Annotated in this window: 14 protein-coding genes; 5 read left to right on the top strand and 9 right to left on the bottom strand. The window is 42.5% G+C overall.

Annotation, left to right across the window (positions count from 1 at the left end):
* The 3 genes from AC4II3_RS01220 to AC4II3_RS01210 form a co-directional block, all read right to left on the bottom strand.
* Complete coding sequence (locus AC4II3_RS01220; RefSeq protein WP_488007761.1) at nucleotides 1–951, bottom strand: AAA family ATPase; 951 nt, start codon at nucleotides 949–951, stop codon at nucleotides 1–3.
* 135 nt (nucleotides 952–1,086) lie between these two features.
* On the bottom strand, nucleotides 1,087–2,205 hold the full coding sequence (locus tag AC4II3_RS01215) for a DUF4350 domain-containing protein (protein WP_488007759.1): 1,119 nt from the start codon (nucleotides 2,203–2,205) through the stop codon (nucleotides 1,087–1,089).
* Between the two features lie 71 nt (nucleotides 2,206–2,276).
* Nucleotides 2,277–2,894, bottom strand: a complete 618-nt coding sequence (locus tag AC4II3_RS01210; protein ID WP_488007757.1) for a DUF4129 domain-containing protein — start codon at nucleotides 2,892–2,894, stop codon at nucleotides 2,277–2,279.
* Between the two features lie 173 nt (nucleotides 2,895–3,067).
* Between AC4II3_RS01210 and AC4II3_RS01205 the strand changes: the two genes are divergently transcribed.
* Nucleotides 3,068–3,502, top strand: a complete 435-nt coding sequence (locus AC4II3_RS01205) for an SRPBCC domain-containing protein (RefSeq protein WP_071102388.1) — start codon at nucleotides 3,068–3,070, stop codon at nucleotides 3,500–3,502.
* 111 nt (nucleotides 3,503–3,613) lie between these two features.
* On the opposite strand, the gene AC4II3_RS01200 is transcribed toward AC4II3_RS01205, so the two are convergent.
* From AC4II3_RS01200 to AC4II3_RS01185, 4 genes are all read right to left on the bottom strand, one after another.
* Nucleotides 3,614–3,787, bottom strand: coding sequence for a hypothetical protein (locus AC4II3_RS01200; RefSeq protein ID WP_488007755.1), 174 nt, complete (start codon nucleotides 3,785–3,787; stop codon nucleotides 3,614–3,616).
* A 345-nt stretch (nucleotides 3,788–4,132) separates the two neighbouring features.
* A complete protein-coding gene (locus tag AC4II3_RS01195) occupies nucleotides 4,133–5,839 on the bottom strand; it encodes a dynamin family protein (protein WP_488007753.1) in 1,707 nt (568 codons plus the stop codon).
* A 397-nt stretch (nucleotides 5,840–6,236) separates the two neighbouring features.
* Complete coding sequence (locus tag AC4II3_RS01190; protein ID WP_488007751.1) at nucleotides 6,237–6,614, bottom strand: HEPN domain-containing protein; 378 nt, start codon at nucleotides 6,612–6,614, stop codon at nucleotides 6,237–6,239.
* Nucleotides 6,611–6,931 (bottom strand): nucleotidyltransferase domain-containing protein, encoded by a 321-nt coding sequence (locus AC4II3_RS01185; protein ID WP_488007749.1) that lies wholly within the window; start codon nucleotides 6,929–6,931, stop codon nucleotides 6,611–6,613. The genes AC4II3_RS01190 and AC4II3_RS01185 overlap by 4 nt, the downstream gene beginning before the upstream one ends.
* Nucleotides 6,932–7,094: 163 nt before the next feature.
* On the opposite strand from AC4II3_RS01185, the gene AC4II3_RS01180 reads away from it, so the two are divergent.
* Nucleotides 7,095–8,111: an Rpn family recombination-promoting nuclease/putative transposase gene (locus AC4II3_RS01180; protein ID WP_488029087.1), complete on the top strand. Its 1,017-nt coding sequence runs from the start codon at nucleotides 7,095–7,097 to the stop codon at nucleotides 8,109–8,111.
* 76 nt (nucleotides 8,112–8,187) lie between these two features.
* Nucleotides 8,188–9,141: an Rpn family recombination-promoting nuclease/putative transposase gene (locus AC4II3_RS01175; protein WP_488007745.1), complete on the top strand. Its 954-nt coding sequence runs from the start codon at nucleotides 8,188–8,190 to the stop codon at nucleotides 9,139–9,141.
* 43 nt (nucleotides 9,142–9,184) lie between these two features.
* Here the strand turns inward: AC4II3_RS01175 and AC4II3_RS01170 are convergent, their stop codons facing one another.
* Both AC4II3_RS01170 and AC4II3_RS01165 read right to left on the bottom strand, forming a co-directional pair.
* Nucleotides 9,185–11,185: a glycoside hydrolase family 10-like protein gene (locus AC4II3_RS01170; protein ID WP_488007743.1), complete on the bottom strand. Its 2,001-nt coding sequence runs from the start codon at nucleotides 11,183–11,185 to the stop codon at nucleotides 9,185–9,187.
* 320 nt (nucleotides 11,186–11,505) lie between these two features.
* Nucleotides 11,506–11,991, bottom strand: coding sequence for a hypothetical protein (locus tag AC4II3_RS01165; protein ID WP_293118969.1), 486 nt, complete (start codon nucleotides 11,989–11,991; stop codon nucleotides 11,506–11,508).
* Between the two features lie 101 nt (nucleotides 11,992–12,092).
* On the opposite strand from AC4II3_RS01165, the gene hetZ reads away from it, so the two are divergent.
* Together hetZ and AC4II3_RS01155 are read left to right on the top strand one after the other, a co-directional pair.
* Nucleotides 12,093–13,256, top strand: coding sequence for a heterocyst differentiation protein HetZ (gene hetZ / locus AC4II3_RS01160; RefSeq protein ID WP_293078523.1), 1,164 nt, complete (start codon nucleotides 12,093–12,095; stop codon nucleotides 13,254–13,256).
* Nucleotides 13,249–14,352: a hypothetical protein gene (locus tag AC4II3_RS01155; RefSeq protein WP_488007740.1), complete on the top strand. Its 1,104-nt coding sequence runs from the start codon at nucleotides 13,249–13,251 to the stop codon at nucleotides 14,350–14,352. The genes hetZ and AC4II3_RS01155 overlap by 8 nt, the downstream gene beginning before the upstream one ends.
* The last annotated feature ends 69 nt before the right edge of the window (nucleotides 14,353–14,421 follow it).

Genomic DNA, 14,421 nt, shown 5'->3' with positions numbered 1-14,421 from the left:
TCACCTAGGCACTGGAACTTGCTTGAGTAATGAAGCAATTACGCCATCGATCTGTAACCCATCTAACTGCACCTCTGGTTTCAGAATCAGACGGTGACGGAGTAGAGGGAGTGCGATCGCTTTTACATCATCCGGTGTCACATAATCCCGTCCTGATAACACAGCTTGGGCTTTACTGGTTTGTAACCAAGCTACAGCAGCTCTTGGGGAGGCTCCCAAGGCTAAATCCTGATTTAGCCTAGTTTGTTGAACTAAGGCTAGCAAATAATCCAGCACCTTCTCGTCTACTTGGACAGCTTTAACCTCTTGACGAGCACTAAAAATTTGTTCTACAGTTGCTAGAGGTTTCAGACGTTCTAAATCCAAACGGCGTCCACGAAATCCTTTCTGAGTATTGAGCAACATTTGCTTTTCTGCCGCCGCGTCTGGGTAATCCACTACCAGCTTGAATAAAAATCGGTCTAACTGAGCTTCTGGTAGGGGATAGGTGCCTTCAAATTCTAGAGAGTTTTGGGTAGCAATTACCCAAAACAATTCAGATAGAGGCAAGGTTTCTCCGTCCAAAGTGACTTGCTGCTCTTCCATTGCCTCTAGCAGCGCTGCTTGGGTTTTGGGTGGGGTGCGGTTAATTTCATCAGCAAGCAAAATCTCAGTAAAGACTGGTCCTTTTTTGAGGGTAAAGTTGCGGGTATTCAGGTCAAAGATATTGGTTCCTAAAATATCCGATGGTAGAATATCTGGGGTTAACTGAATTCGCCGGAATTCGGCTTGGATTAGCCTTGCTAGAACTTTGACAAGCAAGGTTTTACCGGTTCCTGGTACCCCCTCAATAATGACATGTCCACCACTAAGCAATGCTACGAGTAACTGTTCGACTAGGGTCGATTGACCGACAATTATTTTGCCAAGGGTTTGCTTGAGGCGGTTCAAGACAGGGAGATCATTGGTCATTTGCTTTGATTAGCTATCCTGTGGGACCGTCTTCGTGGTACCAGGATAGCATGGGCAAACTCTGGTTGATTGGGGGTCGGATTAGTTAGGTTTATACGCAGTAGTTTAAGCAATCGGGCAGTTGTGATCATTCCATCAATCAATACGAATTTTCTGCCATTTTCCCAGCCATTTTAGTAAGTCTGACTCCCTAATACGACGTTTACTAGATTGAATTTCCAGCACTTGTTTCAGTTCTGTAGCTGGACGTCCAGTTTGCTCAACCCAAGCATCAATTAGAGCTTGCTCCTCAAGCAGAGTCTGTCCTAATCCCAGTGCTTTTTGCAGTTGCAGTTGTTCGTCTTTTCCCACAACTTCCAACACAAACTCACTGCTGCCTGCTTTTTGCAAAACACCTGCTAATGCTCGGATATAGGCTTCGCTGTTATCCACCACTGGTTCAGATAAAGTCAATGGTTGTCCAAAGCGGCGATTCAGAGCCCAGATGGCAACCAGAAGAATGATTAATCCTTGGATAAAGGCTGGCAACAGAGGGGTTTTCGCTAAATAACTGAATAGAGTCTCACCTACCTCTCGCTTGATCACATCTACATCTTTGTAACCGTGGAGGTATTCATCGACCCAAACGGGATTTTGGTTAGTTAAATTATCCTCTGGTTTCAAGGGAGTAACCAGTTGGGCTAATAATTCATAGTTAGCCGGAAAGTCCTGATAGGCATTGGCAGCAAGATCGGATGTAGTGGCAAAGATAACTCTACCATCACCAATAGGCTTTTCCCAAACCAGCGCACCAAAGCGATCGCTTAAAATTTTCTTCCCCTGATTACCCTTGTATCGCCGCCTGGTGTTAACCTTAACCTTTCCCGTTGAAGCCTCTTGGAGAGTACTAAAAGCAGCCTCTGTCACCGGCTGCTTGACTCCCAAAATCACCATCGTATTGCCCTGTTTAATCCATTCTCGCTCCTTCCCATAAATAGCATCTACTGTCAACCAACTAGTGACACGCAATAAGGTAACCGAACCTTGAGCATCCGTCTGATTCGCTAAATCCTCAAAGGGTTTTTGCCAACGCTGTACAGGAGTTCCCCGTTTTGCCATGTAAGCGTACCAAGCGCCATAGCCATAGGGAGCGCGGCTGTAAGTAGAACCGCTATTGATTTTATTATTAGCTGGAGCAGCTACCAGGGTAATCATAATTAGTACTACGATTGCGATCGCACTAATTACCCCTAACCGACGCCTAGGAAATTTCATCGTTCATCCTTGGCCAAAAGGCCACGCTACGCGAACATCCTTGGCCAAAAGGCCACGCTACGCGAACATAATTAAAGCTTTATCTGCTGATAAGCCTGCTGGCACCGTTCAAAAACCTGACTAGACACTTCGGCGTTACTAAAACATAACTGCTGGTGGGTGATCAGTAAGATTTGGTATGGTTTAGGTTGCGGTAATTGCTGGATGAGTTGTAGATATTCTCCATCCGTGCGACTGGGATGGCGAGGGGCAATGCCAGTATCGTGTAATTGCTGCAACATCCCCATATACAAACAACGACAGGCTTCGGTGTAGTTACCCTGCTGCTGATAGTTTTGCGATCGCTCCCACCAATTGACCACTGATAATTCTGGAACTGGTCGTTTTGTCACTCTGTTTGCAGCTTGAGTCAGTTGTTGGTAATAAGAAATAATATAAGGATGTAATCCTCTGATCAGTCGCACCCCTAGCCAGCTTAGGATTACAACAACAAGTAACCAAAACGTTATCCTAATCCCCTGAGCTAGTCTAGGAGACAGTAACCAAGATGGCAGTGAGCCTTGGGGTTGGTCAAGAGGCACCTGAGATATTTTCAGTTCCCACCACTCCCCGAATTGTCGTTGCAGCAGCTGCAACTGCCAATCCAAACTGTTTTTTTCAAAGGAACCAGTAGACATGTCACTAGTCAAGGCACAAGTTAGAATACTGATAACTAATAATTTTACAAAGGCATAAAGGGGATGGATTAAGTCATCCCTGCATCCGTGTTATTCTTTTGTGTGGTGTAGCCTTTTAGCCTTTACCGTTTGTCATAATCTAAAATAACAGTACTTGAAACCAGTAAAAACTGCTATTTACTAACATGACAAGTCTCTATACTGACATTGATATCAATGTCCCAAGGCAGAAGGTTTGGCAAATTTTGTTCCATAAACAGCAGTGGAAGTACTGGAACACATTTCTGTTTGATTGTGACTCAACTTTACGGTTTGAGCAGGGGAAAGAAGTGTTTCTCTCCCTGCGACGGCTTCCCAATGAAGAAGAGACAGAATTTGAGCCATTGGTGACACAGGTTCAGCCTGGTGTGTGTCTAAGTTGGGTGTCTTCTATTCCTGGCTTTCGTAGTGAATGTGTATTTGATTTGCAAGAAATAGGAGTGGGTCGTACCAAATACGTCCACAAGCACTCTTATTCAGGTATATTGTCTCGGGTGTTTCTACCGTTTATCCGAGAGGATGAGTTACGGGGTATTAAACGAATGGCATGGGAGTTGAAGCGTTATGCTGAGGGGTTTTAGAACGTTAGTATGGCGCTAGCACACGCTTACTCCGGGTGAAGTGTTAAAGATGACACTGCAAAAACGACCGACATAACCACACCCGGAAGCACTCGTTTACCTGACAACTAGTTAGTCAAGATAGCCCATTAGTTCATCTGTCCCTTCACTAACATTTGTAGCAATAGGGCGATTTTGGGGTAATGGCTTCATGCTCAGCTGTTTCCTATCGATGTATCCTGAGGGTCCAGTTCCTTTAGCAGTGAATTGGAGTTCCTTGTCTTTATTGCTATCTGTGCTGCTCATATCCCTCCTGGGACTCCTGAGTTAGAGTCAAAAATACCTTATTGTATAGCTACGTGTGGTCTAAGTTGACCAAGTTAGGCTTACAGTAAACAAAATATACTGTCAAGGTTATACTATCACATTTGATAGGAGTTTTATACCTAAAGCTGCTAGAACGCCCACAGCCAAAGTGATCCCTGATGGGGTTTAGCAGATTTTGGGAATGATTGAGATATCAGTACAGCTAGCTACCACTACAGCTAGCAATACAGCTACCAGTTGAAGCTATTGAGGGCATCATAATCTCTAGATGTTGGCCTCAACAACCATGATTGTGGCAGCAATGGTGAACAGATTCATCGGCCATCAACTAATGACTAATAAATCCTTAGCCTTGCTCTGGATTGTTCTATAGTCCTTAAGGATTGGTTCTAGTCCTTCTTCTTCCTTTTCAACATAATCATCTAGATCTCCAAATACTCTTTTAATTTCTTCATATATCAGAGTAGACTTTAAGTTAATTTGCTGATGAATATCAGATATCAATTTATTTTTATCACTGTCTAATTTTTTGCTAATATTGCTAATTATCATTTTTCTTTTCAGATAAAGCGCTCCCCCGGAAAATAAAATTCCAACTCCGGCAAACGCAGCACCGATAAGATCCAATATTACTATCTCCGTTATCGCCATAAATAGGCCAGCAATTACTGTTACTGCCGCTCCCCCTAATATATTGGTAGCGACTCCACTAGCGTTAGATTTTAAAGTATTGATAAACTCAGCATCTTCAAGGAGCTTAGACGCTTTTTGCTTAACGTCTTCAAACACCTCATGACGGCGCTCCATAACTCGGATAGATAGATTGCTATTACTTGAATAATTATCGATAGTATTCAAATCTTGTATTAAGGAATCAATTAGGTTTTTAATATCCCCTAAAAAATGGTGTGTCCCCTCTTTTAAGGTTTGTTCTAAGGAAACCTGTAGCTCTGGTTCATACTTGGCCTTGATCTGATCGATCCAAGCTTGGATCGAAGCATTTTTATTAACGGTACCAACAACGGACTTATTGATTAGTTTAGGAAATGTGAAACCAGCGCTAAAATCAGATTTTATTTGCTCAGCAACTCGATCATAGTTGGCGGCTAACTTATCCACCAGTTTAGTAATGTCATCTTGAGACTTTTTTTCACCAACAGCTAGTTTAGTTTTGATTCGTTCTACTGATGATTTATCCAGCTCTAGTTGCCGTTGGATAGATTTTAATTCATCGTCTAATTCATCAATCACATTTTGAGTGCGATCGCTAATTGATTTAAGTTTAATTTTGTAAGTCTCGCCACCGGTAACCATATCATTAATAAATCCTCTCACTTCCCTAAACCCACTCCCCTCTTCATTCCCATTATTTTCTAATTCTGCTGATGTCGCAAAAACTATAGGAGACTCAATATGTCGTTGACTCGCATAGTCTTTAACTCTCTGAGTATTTCGGCTTAATTCTTCGGGTTTAGTTAAATCAGACTGTTGAAGTATAAAGACTACTTTTTTACGCCATTGCTCACTAACATAATCCAAGAGTTCCCAAGCTGTTTTATGATAGGGATTCTTAGCGAAAAATACAAAAAATACTAAATCACTGTTAGGAATATAGTTTTCAGTAATCTCTTGGTGGTTTTCCAGAATCGTATTCGTTCCGGGAGTATCGACAATTGATATAGTTTTCAAGATGTCAATGGGTAAACCAATTTTCCGTAACGTTGGACTAATATCTTTTTCAAACTGCTCCTCTGAATAAACAATTTGTTGAATAATATCCGTACATGGCTCAACATCAGTTTTGCAAATTCCTTCTTGAATTAGGGCATTAATAAAGCTACTTTTGCCAGCTTTTACTTCTCCTACAATAACTAATAAAAACGGTTCATTGCTATTTTTTTGTATCGTCCTAATTTTTGACTGTAATTCTGGTTTATTGATTTGACTAGCAAATTTTTGCAAATCTTGTAATAGGTCATCAATAGCAAGTTTTTGTTTGTACAATACTTGATCAATAATTTGATTGTTCATTAATATTACTCCCCTAGAGTAGACTATCCTAAATTAGAATTAGGAAAAAATAATTATTAAATGTTATATAATAGATTAAGTATAGTTATTTTAAAAGGATATCGCAAGGTAAACAAACTGATTAGGTAAGCCTTCAGCTCTAAGCTGTCAGTGGTGAGCCCTTGATTAGTCATTAATCATTAGTCATTGGTCATTTGTCTAATGTGTTCGCAAACGGAACATCGCATTATGAATCGGGGGGTAGAGTGCCAATGTTGACGAGACCCGAATCCCGTCATATCGTTTCCGTTTAAATTGTCAATGGTAAACATTGATGAGGAGATGGTCAGATGGGAGGATGGGGAGAGAGTCAATTTAGGCAAATCGAAGTTGTCAACCGATGCTACCAAATTTGAGATCAGCTCCCAATTAGGTTTTCCGCTAATTCGAGAAACTGCTCAGCATTGGTAATCTGCTCAGTAGCCTCTTGAGCAGTAACTGCATTTAGCTGTCCATAATCTCCAGCATTTCGCAAGTCCTGTGCATCGATCATGAATCTGTGAAACTCAACAGGCACTCTACCGGTACGGGCAAAGTCCCGACCAAAAGCTGAAATCACCGCAGCATGACTTGAGAAAGACATGCCTTCACCTGCGAGAAATGCCTCGGCAATATAAAACATCGTATAGTAGGCGCGAGAGGCGGCATAGTCGGGGTAGCCATTATCCAACAACACTCTGGCAGCACCAAGGCTTTGACGCGCTTTTAACAATAAGTCGAGCTGTTCCGGACTCAAAATACTATGCCTTCTCTACGAATATTTCTCAATAGAGGACTAGTGTAGTGGGTGAATCGATATTCATCTATAAAAAGGCGGCTAATGACTTCATTATGCTCTAAGGACAACTGAGCTACTACATGACTGGTTCTTTTAATTTCTTCCCCTGGGTTAACTGTTCCCTTGAGAACAACTAAAACATCGATATCAGAGCCGAATTTCGCATCTCCACGAGCCTGTGAACCAAATAGTACCATTTTGAACAGGCGTTCGCCGTAAATTTTCTCGAAGTGCTGACGCAGTTGAGGAAGAATAACCTTTAAAATCTCTCTCACGGTAACCAACTAAAATGGACAAAATTCGCTTATTGCTTATTGTTTCAGTTTAATCCCTCTTGGCTAGGTTTGTCTAAAGACCATTGCTCACGACTGACCCACTGACCCAGTATAATGAAATTAAGTCGAAATTGCATAGTGCTTGTAGATAGCAAGACTAATCATGGCAGCAACACACATACGCTTTGACTGGGCAATCAAAAAACAACTGCGGGATAAAGCTAATTATGTTGTCCTCGAAGGCTTTATCAGCGAATTACTTGGAGAAGCAATTACCATTGAATCGATCTTAGAAAGCGAAAGTAATCCTCAGACACAAGACAACAAACTAAACCGGGTGGATATTCTCGCTCTCAATAGTGCCGGGGAGTTATTGCTAGTAGAGGTGCAAAATAGTTCGGAAAATGATTACTTTCAGCGGATGTTATTTGGAGTTTCGACTCTGATTACCGAATATCTGGATAAAGGAGAGCCTTATAGTAAAGTCAAAAAGGTCTACTCCATTAATATAGTCTACTTTCCCCTCGGCCAAGGAGAAGATTACATTTATGAGGGTAAATTAAATTTCATCGGACGTCATATCCAGGACAGACTAGAGCCATCAAATCTCCAGAAGGAGTTGTTCAAAATTGAGCAGGTGTACCAGATATTTCCGGAATATTACATCTTGAGAGTGAAACAGTTTGATGATGTGACTAAAAACAGTTTGGATGAATGGATATATTTCCTGAAAAATAGTGAAATCAAGGAAGACTTCCAAGCCAGGGGATTAGCCCAAGCTAAAGAAAACCTGAGGATTGAGAATCTCCCGAATACAGAAAAAGCAGCCTATCAGAAATATCTGGAAGATAAACGGTATGAAATTAGTATGCTAGAAGGGGCAGAGGCAGTCGGAGAATTAAGGGGTAGAGAAGAGGGGATAAAACAGGGGATAAAACAGGGTAGAGAAGAGGGGATAAAACAGGGAATAGAACAGGGCATAGAACAGGGCATAGAACAGGGCATTCAACAAGAACGTAGTGCTAGCATAGAAAGAATAATCCAACTACGATTTGGAACGATTCCTTCAGAGATATCTGAAACAATACAAGGCTTAGATATCCAACAATTGGACACCTTGATGGCAACGGCATTAACAGCTACTTCTTTAGATGAGTTTAGCCAATATCTGCCGAAGTAATGGCCAGGTGTTAAACTAGAAGTCTAAAGGAAATTAAGTCGAGATGGCATAGTGCTTGTAGATAGCAAGACTAATCATGGCAGCAACACACATACGCTTTGACTGGGCAATCAAAAAACAACTGCGGGATAAAGCTAATTATGTTGTCCTCGAAGGCTTTATCAGCGAATTACTTGGAGAAGCAATTACCATTGAATCGATCTTAGAAAGCGAAAGTAATCCTCAGACACAAGACAACAAACTAAACCGGGTGGATATTCTCGCTCTCAATAGTGCCGGGGAGTTATTGCTAGTAGAGGTGCAAAATAGTTCGGAAAATGATTACTTTCAGCGGATGTTATTTGGAGTTTCGACTCTGATTACCGAATATCTGGATAAAGGAGAGCCTTATAGTAAAGTCAAAAAGGTCTACTCCATTAATATAGTCTACTTTCCCCTCGGCCAAGGAGAAGATTACATTTATGAGGGTAAATTAAATTTCATCGGACGTCATATCCAGGACAGACTAGAGCCATCAAATCTCCAGAAGGAGTTGTTCAAAATTGAGCAGGTGTACCAGATATTTCCGGAATATTACATCTTGAGAGTGAAACAGTTTGATGATGTGACTAAAAACAGTTTGGATGAATGGATATATTTCCTGAAAAATAGTGAAATCAAGGAAGACTTCCAAGCCAGGGGATTAGCCCAAGCTAAAGAAAACCTGAGGATTGAGAATCTCCCGAATACAGAAAAAGCAGCCTATCAGAAATATCTGGAAGATAAACGGTATGAAATTAGTATGCTAGAAGGGGCAGAGGCAGTCGGAGAATTAAGGGGTAGAGAAGAAGGTAGAAAAGAAGGAATATTAGAAGGAATTCAACAAGAACGTCGTGCTAGCATAGAACGAATACTCCAACTACGATTTGGAACGATTCCTTCAGAGATATCTGAAAGAATACAAGGCTTAGATATCCAACAATTGGAGAAGTTGATGGCAATGGCATTAACAGCTAGTTCTTTAGATGAGTTTAGCCAACATCTGCCTTAACCATTGACCCTACCCTAATAGGGATGCCAAGAGCGAACAACCTTCAACCCAACGACACCACAACTCCTACACTTTCATTCCCAATCCTATCCACTGCTGACAAAGCATAGACTCCCGACTCTAGCGCTATCTCTAGCGTGGCTGAATTCAGAATTTTGTACAACCTCCAAACCCCATCTTGTTGTCGATAAAGCGTCCAATAACAAGTTTCTCCATCACAAACTTTCTGCCAACTTAGCTTACCATCTCTTGCTCTGACATTACCTGGTTTCTTAGGTGGCTCAGTCTTTAACCACTCCATACTAGGAACAACAGCAGGTTCAGAATAAATAGAGCTTTTGAACTGGTCAACCACCTCTAAACGATTTTCTGTGAATACTTTCATGCTATAGAAAATATTCCCTAGGGAGAGTTTAGACCGTAGGTTACGGCTAATTTCAACTTGTTCTTCATACTCAGAAATCGGCCACTCTTCTCCACCTAACTTACTGAGTCTATTCCCAGAATAAATGTGTCGATTTTTAGGATTATTTTCTGTCCACCATTGCAGTAAAACCGGATAACTTTGGGCAGGAGGCTCAATGGGCCAGTAAAGTTGAGGAGCAATATAATCGACCCAGCCTTCTTCTAACCATTTTTTCGGGTCAGCATAGATAGCTTGATATTGATCTAATCCCTTAATTTGAGGAGGTTGTCCAGGACGATAAATTCCAAAAGGACTAATCCCAAATTTAACGGTTGGCTTAGTAGCTTTAATGCCAGTGTAGAGACGCTCAACTATTTTATTCACATTGTCCCTGCGCCAATCCCCCAAACTCAGTTCACCCCCAGCTTCCTGATAAGCTTCATAAGTTTTTTGATCAGGAAAATCTTGATCTTTGATAGGATAAGGATAGAAATAGTCATCCAGATGAATCCCATCTACATCATAACGATCGACTACATCCAGAATCACGTTATAACTCCAGTCCTGAACTGTTTTTACTCCTGGATCCATCCACAATTGCTTACCGTATTGATACACATAGTTTGAATGGGTAACGCTGATGTGAGGCTTGACTTTTGTGGAAACTTGTGATCCTGTTGCAGCGCGGAACGGGTTAAACCAGGCGTGTAGTTCAATATTGCGCTTGTGGCATTCTGCGATCGCAAACTCCAGCGGGTCGTAAAACGGTTCTGGTGCTTGCCCTTGGGTACCTGTTAGCCATTCACTCCAAGGTTCTAATTCTGAGGCATATAAGGCATCTGCTGTAGGTCGTACCTGTAAAAACATAGCATTGAGGTTAAGTTCCTCAATCCGGTCAATAATCTCGATCAGTTCCTCTTGCTGTTGTTCTGCTGCTAGACCCTTTTCAGACGGCCAGTCAATGTTCCAGACACTGGCAACCCAAACTCCCCGAAACTCTCGCTGATGGCTAACCTTCCTAGTGGTTTGGAAAGCAACCGTGTATTTTGAGTTTAGCTCTGGCACCTGACCCAAATACGTCAAAGCTTGATAGATAAACGCTGCCACATCAGCACGAGTTGCCACTTGAGTGGGTCGCAGTCGCTTGGGATTGGGATAATTGACGATTATGTTAGCATCCGTAGCGCTGGCTATCCTGTCTCGGGCATAACCAGGAATTTTATCCACATCTTGATAGAGTTGGGGTAGCGCTATATTTACATCTGATATGTCACTCAAGGGAAGGTTCAAGCCAGATGCGATCGCTACCAAGGCTTCCACTCGAACAATATTAGCCTCTGGGCGGAAGCGATTACCAGGATAACCTGACATAAAGCCAGTTTCGTAAGCATATTGAATCGCCTCTTTTGCCCAGTGTTTCTGTGATACATCAATAAAGGTCGGAGCAGATCGTTGTTTTTCGGGTTGGGAAAAAGCGTTTTTTAATATGGCAGCAAACTGAGATCGATTCATGGGTAGATTAGGTCGGAATCTGCCATCAGGAAAACCGCTAATCATTCCCTGATTGGCTAAACCTTCAATAAATGGCTTTGCCCAGTGATTTTCTGTATCAGGGAAGCCAGTTTGAGAAGCTACCATAGTTTTATTGCGAAGCATATTGGGGGCTTAACCGCAATTTTAGCCGCACTATTATACCAAGTGGCAAATTAATACCAAGTTGCATTTACAGATACTAAATTCACCGATGGGGAGATGGACAGAGGTGGTGATGGCAGGGAATAACTATATTGAATACATGAAAAGTCCCTAGATGAGACAGGGTAATTGATGATCTGATTAGGAGCGATGGTAATAATGTTTGATTCAATAGTCTTGCTTTTCTTATCCCCTCATCCAGTCATCCCCTCATCCGATGATCTCCTCATCCAGTCATTGTCTGCTCGCGCTCGTTGCCATACTTAAGCAATGTCAGGAGGTAGATTGTTAGAATCTGACTTGGGTGCTGACCGGATTTGCTGTAGTTGAGCTTGTATTAAATTTCGTAGGTCCTCTCGAGAGACCTCTGAACCAACTGCTAAATTACCAGGTGTATCAAAGAAAACAGTACTAGTGACGGTGTCGATTGCCAACATCTGAAACAAAATGTGAGTGACTGGCACCCCGCACGCCATAAGTTGAGGATCCCAATCAGAATGAAAATTGGCAGCATCTTGAACAGTCGGAAAAGCATAAATAACATTTTTCTCCAGATCAGGGTTAGCACGATTACTCAGTGTCGTCAACACCCAACCTTGGTCAAGATTTTGGAGAATGTAATATTCCAGATGGTTTAATTGTGACGCCAGAAGTTTGAGTACTGGAGCGATCGCTTCAATCGCTTGAGGCGTCGTTCCATCTTGTGGGGCATTATCAATCAAATTGTTAATTTGTTCGTCTAATTCCATAGGAGCTATAGGGTGAGGAATTTGGCTGCACATAGTCTAAAGCTAAATCAAATTTGTCGAGAGTACGTGTATGTTAGGGTCGTTATTGAATGAAAATCATGATGAGGGAAGTCTGCCTGGGCGTGGAAGGACTATTTGAACTGCTGTATAAAGAACTCCGGCAGTCCACTCGTGCTTCTAAGCAAAACTGCCAGGACGTAGCAAGACGTATCGCTGATGAAGTTAATCGTATTTGCAATGAAAGTAATCGGATTCAAAACTCTGGGGATGTGGACAGCTGGGCTCAAAACCTCGCTAACCATCGTCTCAAGCAAGTTTGTCATTACTACAAACTGGGGTCGCTCCAAGGAAGGGTAGAACTACAGAGTACTCTTAGTGCGATTATCTACCGCTACATTACACCCCATCAAACGCCGACCAGTTACCAGGCGCGGCTGAATATGATTGAAGATTTCTTACAGGGATTCTATGCCGAAGCCTTAAATGCCTTTCGGCGGGAAACCTCCCTGGAGGAAACCTATCGTCCCCGCAGCCTCCTGGAACTATCAGAATATATGGCGTTTACAGAGCGCTATGGTAAACGACGTATTCCTTTACCCGGTCGCCGTTCCCAACAGTTGATCATTCTACGTGCTCAAACCTTTTCCCAACAGCAACCTCCAGAAACCTCTGTGGATATGGATACAGCGGCGGAAGGAGCAGCACAAGAGTCAGATGCGACTTGGAATGATGCGGCGATTCAGCAGGTGCGGGAGGCAATGGTGTTATCGGATTCTGAACCCCTAGACTCCAGCCTGCGGGAAACTGTAATCAAAGAACTATTCGCCTATCTCGAAGAACGTCAGCAACATGATTGTGCAAATTACTTTACTCTGCGCCTGAAAGACCTGCCAACCAGGGAAATTGAGGAGATTTTAGGCATCAATCCCAGACAGCGGGACTATTTACAACAACGGTTTAAGTATCATCTGATTCGGTTTGCTCTGTCTCACCGCTGGGAATTGGTACATCAGTGGCTGGGAGCAGATTTGGATCGAAATCTGGGGCTAACACCAAAAGAATGGCAACGATTTCAAGAAAAACTGAGCTCTCAACAGTCAGAATTACTTAAACTCAAACAACAAGGTTATTCCAATGAACAAATTTCTAAGACCTTGGGTTGTACACTAAACCAGGCACAGAAGCGATGGTTTAAGTTGCTCGAAATTGCCTGGGATATTCGTAATAGTTCAGTATCCGGATCCGGTAGATCTAAAGATGAATAGTGACATAGATAACAACATGGACGCTTTCTATAGCCGCTTAATGGCTTGGCTAAAAGAGTCCCGTCCCGCTGCTTCAATACCATCAAGCGGTCAAGTAAACGATACTGTACCTCTGGGTGAGACGACAGCAGCGGATTTTGACTTTGATGTATATCCTCTGGATTTATCAGAATCACTGGACTTGGAAAACTTGAACATTGTCCCTAATCACAATGGCGAAGCGGCTTTAGACCGCATGTGGGTGAATTCACTAGAATCGATCACCCATGATGACCTTACACTAGGCGGTGAAATCCGCCGCTACAACTTGGGAGAGATGTCAACCGTGCAAAATCGTTTTCAGACGCTATTGAAGCGCAAACTACAAGCTCAAATTGAACTTAACCCACCTCTGTTTCCTTGGGAGACAGAACTTTCAGACTATGAAACTGATATTGTTGACGCAATAGCAGAGTCTTGGGTTTCCGGAGTTAGGTTTTGGATGCCACAGTTATCTAACTTGGCAATACCTACTGCCATACCAGAAAACGTTTTATCTCAATTGCTAGAAGCCTGCTCTGAGGCAGTGTCTTCCCAGTATCAGCTAGGGGCTAAACTGGTTAGCGCAGTTCAAAAGCTGTTTCCTGACGAATTCTATGCCCTTAACTCCTGGAGTGGCAGGATCTTGATGACACCTACCCGTTCTCCAGAAGAACAAGTGCAATCCCTACCTTACGAAGAAGCTAACAATGAGCAAAAGATGGTCTTGGCTCTGTTAGCAGCTAAAGAAATTCTTACCACCCTCACCATTCCAGTTTCACCAAATCAAACTCCTGTGGAGCGCCAGTGGGAGACTAGTGCTGGTTTAGTGACTCTGCGAGCCGAATATCATACTGAAGATGGTGTGTCTCAGCTACGGGTCAGCACTCGTTTGCCTAAAGGTGGTAGCTTGACTCTAGGTACACCTCAAGCCTCGGCAAAAGCAGAACGCACCTATCCAGGTTACCTGAGTGTAGAATCCTATGATTTACAACCCAATCAGATTTGTTCTATCGAGATTCGCTTCGATCATGGAGAACAGAAACCTTTGACCTTTGCAATCTGCCCGACAAATTAGTCAGAATAGTTGCATGCAGGTTAACAGGTTGCAGGTTAACAGGTTGCAGGTTAACAGGTTGCAGGTTAA

Source organism: Moorena sp. (genome assembly GCF_982860115.1).
Note: the sequence above shows the minus strand (reverse complement) of the source record. Positions and strands in the feature narration are given on the sequence as shown.